Raw genomic sequence first — 11,437 nt, forward strand, 5'->3', positions numbered from 1 at the left:
TTCAGGTAAAGGCAGAGGGTCTGGATATCCCTGTCATTCATGACCTTCAATGCCTGTTGTCTGACTACTGAGAAGGGCTGATTGTCATCAATATTCTCGTCAACAAACAGGTGAAGTAGCTCTGCCGCTTTCGTGACATTGTCCGCAGCTGACTGCCAGGACAGGAACACTGCTTGTTGTGCAAAGGCGTTGGCGGCTTCCTGTTGTTTTCGGATATGGTAAACAAACCCATCCGTCAGGCGCTCCAGTGCAAGTTGCATGCGCTCTGTCAGATGACACAGTAACCACAGGTGCTGCTGTGAGCGTTTGAAGCGCCGCACTTTACTGCCGTAGTAATCAATAAGGCCGCTGAAGTGTTGTCGATTTTTTAGCGACAGATTGAGCCTGTCCACAACGTCATTTATTTGCGTGTGCCATGGTGCTAACCGGTGGTAAATGGCGAGCTCTTTTTTAAGCTCAGGCACGGTCAGACTTTTGGCACCACCCCTGAGATGGCTCAGACTCAGCCCGTCGTCTTTAGTAGTGATTATGTTGTCCAGAAAGACGTTAAGTTCATTACTGGTAAGTTGATTCAGTTGGAGCGTCAGGTCTTTTCTGACCTGTTGCATTGTGCGGCTTATCAGTCTTTGAAGCACGGAGTACTTAGGAATGGCAATGTTATGGCTGGCAAGGTATTCAATGGCCGCATCAAAGAGGTGTCGAGGCTCCAGCCAGGCATGACCAATGTAAACCAGGTGGTGGCACAGAGCATTGAGGTGCTGTTTTTCATTCCACTTATTGTAATTTAGTAGACGCAGTATCCTTGAGTAAATACGGTCACGCTGCATTTTACTGACACTGAAAGGCCTGATCCCTTTACCTCTTTGAATTTGGGAGGCAATAAACTGCATGTCGATACTGATATCACGGAAACTCGGAGCAATGATCACTGGCTTAGATTTAAAATAGCCCAGAAGCGCCACGAAATAACAACGATGTTTAGTAAGCCTGATAGTACGGCATTCGGCCTGTTCTACATCGTTTAGCGAAAAATACAAACGTTGTTCCTCAATAGAAAACTGAGGTGCTGAATACAAGTCTCGTTGTTCTGCCTGAGTCAGAATCGAGAGTTCATTACTAATTGCCATGATGAATAAACGCCAATATGATTGATGGTGTTTATATAAGATGGCAGAATATTGGAAGGTAACCCACCGCCACAGACCATATAATATAATACCTGTAGCGTTCTATGTTACTTTAGAGGGGAAAATCCCTAGAACCCCAAGAAGTTACGTTCCTTGAGTGCCTTAGCTAGCAACGATTCTGTAGTCGCTTGAAGTACGTTTAAAGATTTTAGATGTCCTATTAGTCTACCCATCGTCTTATCACTAACTTCCTGATCAAAGCTATCAAACTTAGCCTCCCACTCCTCTTGGGTGTGCTTAGACTTTGCCTCTCTTTCGTATAAATCACAAAAGATGAGCAACTGAATAATCGATTGCTCCACACATTGAGCACGATACATCGCTAAACCGTAATATGCGTAAACTTCTTTACAATGTTCTGATTTGTCCATAATAATTTTTTTTCGTTTGGGTCATATTTTCTCCACCTAACAAGGTGGCTAGCTCAAGATCTACATTTATAGGTCCCAATTGCACAACATCTCTACAAAGATGTATTCATTTAGCAACTAATTGACGTAAATTATTCTTCAACTGTCTAACTGTATCTGATTGAGACACTTCCCATTCTTTAGAAAGATACTGAATTACGGTATCAACATCTGAGGGGAACAGTATTTTTCCCGAAACTTTCGCAAAAGGTCCATCTGTTTCTAGAAGAATTTTATCTTTAGGTAACCAAGATATAAGTCGCTTTCCACGTGCTGAGAAAAGCATTGCTGGTCCAACTGAAAAATAACAACCTATATCGACAGCTTCTAATAACTGTTTTTTTGTCCCCAAAAACCAGTGGAGAACAGGGATGCCTGCTTTCGGGTGTTTTTTCAGACACATTAAGGTTTCGTCTACTGCATTCAGGCTATGTATTGTTAGAACTTTATCATTGAATGACTCACATTTTTTCAGAATGTGATTAAAAACCAATAATTGGTCATCAAAATGCTCTCTCCAGCCTTTTGATCCATCTAGTCCAATCTCACCTATATATTTAGTTTTCTCTATAAGTCGATCGAAAATTGGTAGTTCATTTTTCCTTAAATGAGCTAGCTGAGGGTGCAATCCCAAAGCGGTTTTGCAATGCTTAAGCCCTTTTGTGAGATTAACAGTGCCTTCGAAGGCTGAAGGCACTGTTGTTACAGATAATACGTAATAGTTTGAGCGTTCAATGTCATCCAATACCTTCTGATGTTCGGGGTATAGATCAACATGGCAATGCATATCCATCATGATGTTTTGTTAGCCTGTATAAACACTTCAACTTCCATCAAACCACGCTTAAGCGTTGATTCCAAGGCATTACGTATAGACTTATCTAGTGGGATTGGACCAGATTTACGTAGCCAAGATTTGTAATTATTGGTTTGCTTCAACCGGATAATGGCTGTTTGAACTGCTTGCAGGTCGTCTCTTGTATCCTTCTCTTTAATTAGCGTTTTCAATCGCTTTGTTTTATATGGTGCGTCATCATCAAAGCCAGCATGATGAACAGATGCTCTTCTAATTAGACAGGGCAAGCAGTGCCCACATTGTATGTGTTCTCTGTGCCAGTGGCTGCATGAAACGCTTAGCGGTACGGCTTTTTTAATAGCGTTTTGGTCAACGCACTCAGCCAACATCTCCCCCTTTGTTTTAAACTGATAAGGGTTTACGAATTTGACGTCAAAACCTATGCGTGTCAGCAATTCTTCCAACCTCTGCAAGAAGTTGGGGTGTGTGGTTCTCGTACTGTGACTACCTATTCGCCTTCTAGTTAGTGGTGGATTGATTGAGATATAGCCATTCTCAGGAACGATAATGGTTTTAATACTGGCATCACAGTTAGCACTTCTCAGTGCGGAAATGCCCAATACGGCCATCGCCAAGAAGTTAAAGCTTCTCCCACGCATACTTATGTCCGTTCTGCCTTCATATGTTTTAATTATATGAGGAGAAATTGAATAGGAGAGCTCAGCAAATGGAGAAGACAACAAAGTCTTAATTTCTTCCTGTTTTGCACCATCTCCACGATAGGCGTGACTTACTAAGAGAGGCTTATATTCTGACTCTCCATTAAGGATATCAATAGCACCCACTGCACTATCAAGACCGCCAGAAAATAGGCAAACAGCATTTTTTCCTAGAAGAGTTTTGGCTTTATATTTAGCCTGCTTACTTATCTTAGGTTTAGGCAGTTCCATTGATGTCTGCTCAAAAGTGAACATCCATTGATCGCCAGTAAGAAAGTTCAAAATTGAACTCAACTCAGCGCTTTCTGCATTCCATATATTCGGTTCACTTACAGGGATGTGAAGGTGCATTTGCCTTGACCAAGCATTCTCAGCCTTCTCTCTTAACTCAAAAGTATCTGCTGCGGTAACAGCGGAAGCAATTGTAATTAAATCGATTGCCTTAGGCTCAACAGCAACTCCCAAGTCTCTTACTGTTTGCAGTAGTCCTCTGGAAGCTAAGCTGTGTTTTTTTTGATCATATTCGTGAGTGTGGAATAGTTGTACAGGGTGGCATGACTCTGAATATTCAGGTAGTTGGTTTGGATTATCATTGAAGTAAAACTTAGTCATCGAAACTCTCCCATTCTTCAACGGTCATTGCGATGGTATCAGCTTGAATCTTGGTAATGTTATTTCTGGTGATATTGCTAGGGTTGCCATTAGTGACCTTGTCTAGCTGCTCCTGAGCTATTACCTTGATAAGCTCCCTTAGCTCAACTTCCATGCTATGGTGCTTGCTAGCAGGTTCTACGTGGAACCAAGCCCTGCCCATGCCTTCAACCACATCTTGGAAAATCAAGTCAGTTAAATAGCAGCCGATGGCTTGTTGGATTACTTCTTCAGTAAAACTATTTGGATCGAAATCTTCTGTATCTGGTAGCGCTTCTTCCAGCGCGTAATCTAAGGCAATTCTCACAGAGTCTGAGTCAGCATTATCAGGAGCCAAATGTGAAGCAATTCTATCAATAGCTTGGTCAGTGGATAGGCCTTTCAAGTCATTTAAGGAAAGGCTTTGGTTGTTGACAGTAACAGTGTCTCCACGCATTACTCCAAGTAAACCAGTACCAGCCGTTATCCCACTAGCCAACCTTCGGCTTGTGGTTTTTCCACCACCAGAGCCTTTTTTAGAATAACTCTTTAGTGCTCGCCTTAGATCAGAGCTTGAACCTCCGGCCTTGGCATAATTCCCGAATTCTCTTCTAGCTCCTGCAAAACGGTTTGCAGGATTGGCAGTACCAGATGGTTTGCCGATTTCCTGCTGAACTTTTTCATTGTCGATTTCCTTGTCACCTTGATTTTCCCCGTCCGGGCCACCAGTATCTTGAGCTGGCTCAATTGTTACAGGCGGACTTTGTTCAGCCCATGACGGAATGAGTGGGCTCTGGTTATTAGGGCCAGTTGATGATGCTGAAGTACCCATTAATACCTACTTTTCTAATTCCTTGATAATTACATTCAACCACCTTTGCTTTGGCAGTCCCTTCACGTAAGTTAGTAGCGCCTTTTTACATTTAGGCTCTTCAACTGCTAGTAGTCTCGCGCCATATATGCCTGGGGGAGCTTTTGACCAATCACTTACAGTCCTGAAGTTTTCAATTAGTCCATCCATCACAGCTAAATAGTCTTCTCTTGGGGTCGCTGCTATGGCATTTTGGTTTGTATGGCTTAGTCTTTCCGTTTGTTTCATTAAATCCTTCACAAGCTTTTGAGCAGCGCCGGACATAACTGCATTCACTAGGCCCATGGGGATACTCTCTCTACTTAAGTATGCCGCTGGGGTCAGGTTCACATTTGCAAACATCGGTGGTAGCTTCGACCACTTGTCAAGAAAGGCTAAATCTAGCTTCCACTCTTCTGGTAAATCCATATCATCGAATTCAGCTTCTGGATCTTCCAATTGAGCCAGAATCTTTGGAGAACCACTCTCTGTATCAATCAACTGATACAGTTTGTTTGTTGCTTGAGTCCCCAAACAACGCTCAAATATCACCAATTTGGTAATGGTTTTCTCATCCAGCTGCATACCACGACGGAGTGCTGTTTTTCTTCTCATTTTCACCTGATTTAAGAGGCGTTTAACAATTCGAGGGTTCCCATTTATATTGGAGGACTCTGCGAGCAATGGAGCAAGTTGTTCGGCCACGATGAACTTACTTCTGAGTTCGTCCTTACCCTGAACATCTTGAACTTTATCAACGTCCAAAAGCTCATCGACTGATATGGGTGACTGCTTCCAAGATAGCTGAAGAGACTGCTCTAGGCTTTCCCTAAGCCCCTCAAGCTGGTCACTCGTAACGCCATGATCTTGAGCTGTCAACATCATCAGGTAAGCTCTGATTTCTAGAGTACCAGGTCTTGGAACGTGTACTGGGATTTGAATTAATTTATCTAGGTAGTCTGTTTGGTGGCGCTGCGAAGCTCCCTTGTGATATTCCGGCACAGCTAAGCGGATCATATCTTCGTCTGCCGCAATCACGAATGCTGTATTTGGTAAAAACAAAAATAGTCGTATCGCTTCCAGCGTCGAAATTGCATTAAATGGCGAGCAACGGTCCAAGTTATCGACATAGACTATGAGTGGTTTATCAAATTCACTCAACAAGTCTGAGTACGCATTGCGGAACTCTTTAATTTCTTTTGGGGGTGAAAAAGCCTTTTTAGGCTTTAAAATTTCTTTGTTATCTTTAGCTATCTGCTTCGCACCATCTACTGCATCCTTGGCATCACCAAAGTCTAGTTCGCGATCCTCTCCACCACTGAATAGCCCCATCAACTTCTGAAAACCACCCATGGTGGGAACGCCAGCTAAAGCTGCACCACCATCCATCAATAATCCCAAAGATCTAATGATGTCAACACGTCCTGCAAACTCTTTAGCCTTCTTGCTCAAGCTGGCGTTGTCTTTCGCTTGGTTTACCAAGGTAGATGCAATTGTCTCTAATAGAGCCGCTTTAGCATCGTCATAGCCTTGATACATCCATGCATCGAAATGGACTTGAATGTAGTCTTGCTTCTCTTCAGATATTGATTTTTTGGTTAGCTCTAAGATTGTTGATTTTCCTGCCCCCCAATCCCCAAAAACGCCAACAGATATTGGCATCAATTCCTTTTCGGTGATTAGATCCTTAATCGATTCGGCAGTTTCACTAAAATTTAAAAAGTCTAGTGAGGACTCTTTATCAGACCACATTTAAACCCCATTTTGTCTACAAAATAGCTGTTTTCAACACGCACTATTTTCTGACTTTTAAGTCAAGCCCCAAAACTAGAGCGTTGGAACCATCTTTATTTGTTAAGACTTCTATTTTATTTGCCCGTACACTGACTTCTTCAGGTAACTCATCTTTAGAACAATGGATTACAAACTGAGTTTTGGTATTCTTGTAGCGGCTAATTAGCCCTTCATCTATGTACTTTTCAACATCTAATGGCGTTGAAAAAATATCCATATTCCTTTGAAGCTCTTCGGTTTCCTTAGTGTTCATATCTTCCTCATTTCTGCCAAAGCTATAACAGTCTATATCAAACTAAATATTCTGTTATTAGGAAAAATAGGTCAAATGATGACAAAAGAAGTGTGTCCCAAATCAGAGTCTGGCAAACTTCGGGGCATTTTCGATTTAGGAATGGCAGCGTATCGATTGCGATCGCGGCTATTTTAGCATGAGACTTTATTACTCTCTCACAGTAGAGTTAAAATAAAGCTAATCTGGTAAATAAAACGTCGGAACTGATTGCCAGGACTTTAAGTGACTATAAGACAGGAATCGAACTACCTGCCAGTTGCATTTGATACTTATTATCCCTGCTGGCAAGCGAGGTGACGAGCTGGTAGCTATTGCAATAGCTCAGAACAAGTGCTAGCCACTGGACGATAAACCTAACTTTGAAAGACTCTCTTCTCCTGTCAACACTGGGTGATAATGAAAGTGCGGTTTTAGACTTTCAGCAAACTGACTGACAACTTTTGGAAAGCCACTGTCTCCAGCTTGACTCTCGTAAGTTGAAATAAACGTAAAATCTAGTATCTCCATAGAAGGCAACGTCAACCATGCGTGAATATTGGCCATATTGGTAGGTGAACAGTCTAAAATTGATGACTTGATATCATCCTCAGTTAACTCAAAATATTTATTTCCATCAAATGTAATAGATCCAATAGTGAATATTGGTGGCGCTCCGTAAAAATGTTCTACCGCTTTCATTAGTTGAGAATGAATATTTAGACACTGTCCTACGAGATCGGTGTCTTTTAGTGGGTTATATAGATAATTTAGAAAATCCAAGCAATTTTGAAGGTTTTCATCACTACAAAATTTCGCATCTAAAGCCTTAAAGCGTGTATCAGACAATTTAAGGTACCTTGAGCGCTCAATCGCCAATTCGAACTCTTCCAAATATCTCAACTTCTGCTCCTAAGCATAAACGCCCTATTAAGGTTTGAGCAACGCAATACTGATGCCGCCGCATACCACCTTCATCACCTAAACCAACGCATAGTCAAAATGCCACACGTGCCGAATCACTCTTGAACAATTTGTTATGTTCATAGCTACTCTAAATCAACACTAAGGTTACTATCATTTTGGCCAACGGTTGTAGATCCAATACAGACATCTTGAAACACCACCAGCAATTCCTCCAAGTAGGATCAATGCCAGACCTTTAAACCCGGAAGATAGAGCATAGCCTAACTGTATTGATGTACTTCCCCAGCCGTTGGATAAGCCAGTTGATATAGCTAGTCCGAAGAGAATGATCAAGATAAAGCTAGTAATACTAATTTTCCACATTTTCATTACCAGAGAGAAAGCGAATGCAATGTAGATTAAGACCCTCAGCAATTCGATGAAGCCATAGTTAGCCATCCCAGCAAGAACATAGTTAATCGATTCGGTTAAGCTTAAAACCGCACTAAACAGAGCAAATATGGCCGCCCCCATGAAGATTACTTGTGGTAAATTGCTAACTGAAAGGTATACAAACAATCGGTTAAACAGCTGAGTAAAGAGTTTCGTCAATTTGTGTAATGAAGTGCGTACAGGGAATCCTATTTTGATCATTACTTATTTTCCATTGCTCTTAGCGCCTCACCCAGTAGCTCTTCTGTACTTAGATTTTTGTTATTAGCTAGGCTCTTATCAACTGTTCTCAGTGCCTTATATTCTGTACTTGTACTTTCGCCATCGATGTCTTCTTGTCGACGTCCATATGCAATGTAAATGTTATGAAAGACTCGATTGCGCTCCTCTCCAGTACAATCTAAATTTGCCAATTGCTTTTCAGCACCTTCAAACATGATGTCTAAGCTATCATCTGTTTTGGCTTTACAGAAATGCCGATAGGCTGTATCAATGCTTGTCTCTGTAGAAACGACAAATTTTTTCGTATTCATTTTAATAATTTTCTCATTCACTTAGCTAGAGTAATACTAAATCTATCCATGTAAGATAATATTTCAATTTCATTTTTATAAACTTCGGTAAGTTTACGTTTAGCTTTATTATACGCCCCTAACTTTCCATACTTCTCCACGGACACAACTGTAGTCTTTGTCGATAATGATCCGTCATCACCATATACATACCACTTGGCCAAATAATGGAGTTTTTTTCTTCGAGGGTCTGATTTGATAGGTGCGTTCTTTTCTATTAGTTTCGGCTCTAGACTATGGGGTAATCGGGTAAACAGTTCAGGCTCATTCAAGACTCTTTTCCAAAGCTTTTTCCCCCACAACTTTATGCCGATTTCGTTCCTTAACCTAATAGCTTTCTTTAGACCTTTCTTCTCTCCAATACGGATATAACCAACCGATCTATGAAGAATTTTATCTTCGGGTGTATGGATGTGAATCTTAAATGCAGTCTCAGCTTTTGAGATAAACCTAAGACCAGTGTTTGTCTCGAAATTGGATTTCATGTTCTAAGCTAATTATCCGTATAATTAATTGATATTTAATCTTCGTATTTACTGAGTTTGGTCTCCAAACTAGTGATCAATTCCGGTAGTTTAGATACATACTCTTTAAGCATAGTTATTTGATGTTTAGCTAGGCTTCGCGCTTGTTCAAGCTCCCTAGTTGTCACTAACTTTGAAGCATCTCCTCCAATATTTTTCCAAAGTCCTGCATCAAGTCTCTGGTTTTTATACTGTAGATCACCACCTTGAGTGCGAAAGCCGGTATCGGTTTCTTTGATTGCGATACGCTCTTTGATTTCCCCAGCTCCAACGGTGTAAATTTTAAAGGGAGCTTCGACCTCGGGTTTTCTTCTCGAAGACATGGGAATTCCTGCAATCTTACGACAGGTCTTGCAAATAGGTTTTCCGCTTAGTTTTGCATTTTCTATACTTTTGTGGGGGTCATTACTAAACCAAAGGTGTTTACCACATAGTGAGACCCATTGGCTTTCTTTGTTCTTACTCACATCGTGGTTAATATCAATAATACAAGGCATGTATATTCCTCAAACCTATCATGGCATTACTCACTATCAGAAAGTGTGAAGGGACTTCTTTGAAGTATCGCGTTTAAGGGGTAATTCAATCATCAAATTTACTCGGATAATTTAGCACATCACACACGTGCTGTCGATTAATTTCTATCCAATCACGATTTACTGCACCCCAATCTATTATCTTAAACTCACCACCTTTAGTGTGTTCAATTTTAATCTCCAATTCATGAATAGCTTTGATAGTATCCTGTGCCGTTCTACGAGGCATATTCGTTGCTTCCACTATTGCTGGGACAGTGTTAAAACCTCTATCAATTAGATATGCAACTAACAAACGTCTCAGAAATGAGGTTTGAGTTTTACTCGGCTTATTATCGTTCATGCTATCCTTCTTCGTTAAACAAGTTTTTTTTGAACAGTATTCATCATCTTCGGTAGGTAGTAATTCCCATTACACTGTAATATCTTACGTCATGACCTAGTTAACAAATGGTTTTCATTTAACCTAGCCTAGGCTTAGTAAACCATCTATACAACTAGACCACGACACAAGTGACAACGTCACGCAAAACTCAACCAAATTACTTTATGTTCCCGAACATATGCTTTAAGCAATGTGAAGTTCCAATATGCTGGTACAGTCTGTGTGAACGTAGTTTGTTTAATAGATTCGGACTCTTTAAATGCTTTATGCAGTCTTCGACTTCTCCCCGAGTAAAGAAACTACTTGGCATATTAAAATTAGTCGGGTGTACTGCCAAGCACCTCTCATTATTTGAGTCGGTATAAGTCATTTCAAACTCTAATTCCGGGTATATTTTCTGTAGCATGTTGATCTCATATACATAGCCCATATACTCATGATCAATGAACCTTTCGTGAATGTTTACGTTAGAAAGAGGGGAGGTATTTCTAAAAACTTCCTGGTTGTGGTGATAGAGGAACCGCGCAGTTATGGTCCTATGTTTTCCCTCTTCAATGAAGTAAGCATCCTCAACTTTTGTAAAAGAAATACCTGGTTTTACATGATGATCTAAATAGTAATTTGGATTTTCTTTGAGTTCCATTAGGGCTCGCTCAATACGTTTTAAGTGACGCCCACCTAAACAGTCCCCCCACTTCATCGCATCATAGCCTTGGCTATGACCAACAACGCGCTCTAAAGGAATACTGCCAAATCTCTTCTCAATATGTGGAAATAGATAAATTCCTCTACCCGTCAGATAATCGTCGAGAGGGAGTAATTCCGTATTGGTGAAATAAGCCGGATTTAGTCCATTTAGCTCCAGTATATTTGTTTTGATTGCCATACTCAGTTCCTCGTTAGTTTTTAAAGGTTTTAGCCACCGATTCGCTGGTGGGCTAATGAGCATATCAAGCAAAATGTCATCTCTACTACCTGAAGTCCCGCTTTTTGGAAGTCCAGTGATCGTATAGATAGAGTCGATTTATTCACATACAACCCCATCACCATCTCTATCGTTCATATAAGAGTATGCAGGATGTGATCTTCTTACTGGTGCAATACCATTTCTGATAGCTTCCTTGCAAGTAATCCTACCGTTATTATCTTCGTCATACATAAGTAACGGGGCGGACTTTGAAACGTTTCTCGTGGTTTTTATACTTTCCTCAGCAGGTTCATGTACGATCATTTCAGTGCTTGTGCAGTTTCTTAGTACCGAATCTAACGTTTCCACTTCTCTGCGGTCTACACTTAGAGCGTATTTCAACTTTACCTCGACCACTCTGGGGTTCTAGGGATTTTCCCCTCTAAAAAGACATAATCCTCTGTAGACCACACCAATAAATGGCTGCGGAGGTGGGT

General features: G+C 40.9%; 15 protein-coding genes. All 15 read right to left on the reverse strand.

Going from position 1 to position 11,437, the window contains the following annotated elements; translation table 11 throughout:
• A partial coding sequence (locus R7R78_RS23165; RefSeq protein WP_206926118.1) for a DUF4158 domain-containing protein occupies nucleotides 1-1,127 on the reverse strand: 1,127 nt, incomplete at its 3' end.
• A gap of 128 nt (nucleotides 1,128-1,255) precedes the next feature.
• On the reverse strand, nucleotides 1,256-1,558 hold the full coding sequence (locus R7R78_RS23170) for a hypothetical protein (RefSeq protein WP_077284361.1): 303 nt from the start codon (nucleotides 1,556-1,558) through the stop codon (nucleotides 1,256-1,258).
• 106 nt (nucleotides 1,559-1,664) lie between these two features.
• Entirely contained in the window at nucleotides 1,665-2,393 is a 729-nt protein-coding gene (gene qatD, locus R7R78_RS23175) for a Qat anti-phage system TatD family nuclease QatD (protein ID WP_025634089.1), read from the reverse strand.
• The gene (gene qatC, locus R7R78_RS23180) at nucleotides 2,390-3,724 is read right to left on the reverse strand and encodes a Qat anti-phage system QueC-like protein QatC (protein ID WP_025634087.1); all 1,335 of its coding nucleotides are present in this window, start codon (nucleotides 3,722-3,724) and stop codon (nucleotides 2,390-2,392) included. Before qatC ends, qatD begins: the two co-directional genes overlap by 4 nt.
• Nucleotides 3,717-4,574 (reverse strand): hypothetical protein, encoded by an 858-nt coding sequence (locus R7R78_RS23185; protein ID WP_054574966.1) that lies wholly within the window; start codon nucleotides 4,572-4,574, stop codon nucleotides 3,717-3,719. The genes qatC and R7R78_RS23185 overlap by 8 nt, the downstream gene beginning before the upstream one ends.
• 6 nt (nucleotides 4,575-4,580) lie before the next feature.
• Nucleotides 4,581-6,344: a P-loop NTPase fold protein gene (locus tag R7R78_RS23190; RefSeq protein ID WP_025634902.1), complete on the reverse strand. Its 1,764-nt coding sequence runs from the start codon at nucleotides 6,342-6,344 to the stop codon at nucleotides 4,581-4,583.
• 43 nt (nucleotides 6,345-6,387) lie between these two features.
• On the reverse strand, nucleotides 6,388-6,639 hold the full coding sequence (locus R7R78_RS23195; protein WP_025634901.1) for a hypothetical protein: 252 nt from the start codon (nucleotides 6,637-6,639) through the stop codon (nucleotides 6,388-6,390).
• A gap of 375 nt (nucleotides 6,640-7,014) precedes the next feature.
• The gene (locus R7R78_RS23200; RefSeq protein WP_139351521.1) at nucleotides 7,015-7,506 is read right to left on the reverse strand and encodes a hypothetical protein; all 492 of its coding nucleotides are present in this window, start codon (nucleotides 7,504-7,506) and stop codon (nucleotides 7,015-7,017) included.
• A gap of 228 nt (nucleotides 7,507-7,734) precedes the next feature.
• Nucleotides 7,735-8,217, reverse strand: a complete 483-nt coding sequence (locus R7R78_RS23205) for a hypothetical protein (protein ID WP_025634898.1) — start codon at nucleotides 8,215-8,217, stop codon at nucleotides 7,735-7,737.
• Entirely contained in the window at nucleotides 8,217-8,549 is a 333-nt protein-coding gene (locus R7R78_RS23210; protein ID WP_029811850.1) for a hypothetical protein, read from the reverse strand. Before R7R78_RS23210 ends, R7R78_RS23205 begins: the two co-directional genes overlap by 1 nt.
• A 17-nt stretch (nucleotides 8,550-8,566) precedes the next feature.
• A complete protein-coding gene (locus R7R78_RS23215; RefSeq protein WP_029811849.1) occupies nucleotides 8,567-9,073 on the reverse strand; it encodes a hypothetical protein in 507 nt (168 codons plus the stop codon).
• A gap of 35 nt (nucleotides 9,074-9,108) precedes the next feature.
• Nucleotides 9,109-9,609 carry a hypothetical protein gene (locus R7R78_RS23220; protein WP_025634894.1) on the reverse strand — a complete coding sequence of 167 codons (501 nt, stop codon included), beginning with the start codon at nucleotides 9,607-9,609 and terminating at the stop codon, nucleotides 9,109-9,111.
• Between the two features lie 85 nt (nucleotides 9,610-9,694).
• A complete protein-coding gene (locus R7R78_RS23225; protein ID WP_025634893.1) occupies nucleotides 9,695-9,991 on the reverse strand; it encodes a helix-turn-helix domain-containing protein in 297 nt (98 codons plus the stop codon).
• 199 nt (nucleotides 9,992-10,190) lie between these two features.
• Nucleotides 10,191-10,919, reverse strand: a complete 729-nt coding sequence (locus R7R78_RS23230; RefSeq protein WP_025634892.1) for a hypothetical protein — start codon at nucleotides 10,917-10,919, stop codon at nucleotides 10,191-10,193.
• Nucleotides 10,920-11,057: 138 nt separating this feature from the next.
• The gene (locus R7R78_RS30015) at nucleotides 11,058-11,264 is read right to left on the reverse strand and encodes an excalibur calcium-binding domain-containing protein (protein WP_077284359.1); all 207 of its coding nucleotides are present in this window, start codon (nucleotides 11,262-11,264) and stop codon (nucleotides 11,058-11,060) included.
• Nucleotides 11,265-11,437: the final 173 nt, after the last annotated feature.

The sequence above is a fragment of the Vibrio sp. 2134-1 genome (assembly GCF_033339495.1).

Coding starts and splice junctions, on each gene's coding strand:
- R7R78_RS23170 (WP_077284361.1), bottom strand. CDS start 1,558: ATGGACAAATCAGAACATTGTAAAGAAGTTTACGCATATTACGGTTTA.
- qatD (WP_025634089.1), bottom strand. CDS start 2,393: ATGATGGATATGCATTGCCATGTTGATCTATACCCCGAACATCAGAAG.
- qatC (WP_025634087.1), bottom strand. CDS start 3,724: ATGACTAAGTTTTACTTCAATGATAATCCAAACCAACTACCTGAATAT.
- R7R78_RS23185 (WP_054574966.1), bottom strand. CDS start 4,574: ATGGGTACTTCAGCATCATCAACTGGCCCTAATAACCAGAGCCCACTC.
- R7R78_RS23190 (WP_025634902.1), bottom strand. CDS start 6,344: ATGTGGTCTGATAAAGAGTCCTCACTAGACTTTTTAAATTTTAGTGAA.
- R7R78_RS23195 (WP_025634901.1), bottom strand. CDS start 6,639: ATGAACACTAAGGAAACCGAAGAGCTTCAAAGGAATATGGATATTTTT.
- R7R78_RS23205 (WP_025634898.1), bottom strand. CDS start 8,217: ATGATCAAAATAGGATTCCCTGTACGCACTTCATTACACAAATTGACG.
- R7R78_RS23210 (WP_029811850.1), bottom strand. CDS start 8,549: ATGAATACGAAAAAATTTGTCGTTTCTACAGAGACAAGCATTGATACA.
- R7R78_RS23215 (WP_029811849.1), bottom strand. CDS start 9,073: ATGAAATCCAATTTCGAGACAAACACTGGTCTTAGGTTTATCTCAAAA.
- R7R78_RS23220 (WP_025634894.1), bottom strand. CDS start 9,609: ATGCCTTGTATTATTGATATTAACCACGATGTGAGTAAGAACAAAGAA.
- R7R78_RS23225 (WP_025634893.1), bottom strand. CDS start 9,991: ATGAACGATAATAAGCCGAGTAAAACTCAAACCTCATTTCTGAGACGT.
- R7R78_RS23230 (WP_025634892.1), bottom strand. CDS start 10,919: ATGGCAATCAAAACAAATATACTGGAGCTAAATGGACTAAATCCGGCT.
- R7R78_RS30015 (WP_077284359.1), bottom strand. CDS start 11,264: ATGATCGTACATGAACCTGCTGAGGAAAGTATAAAAACCACGAGAAAC.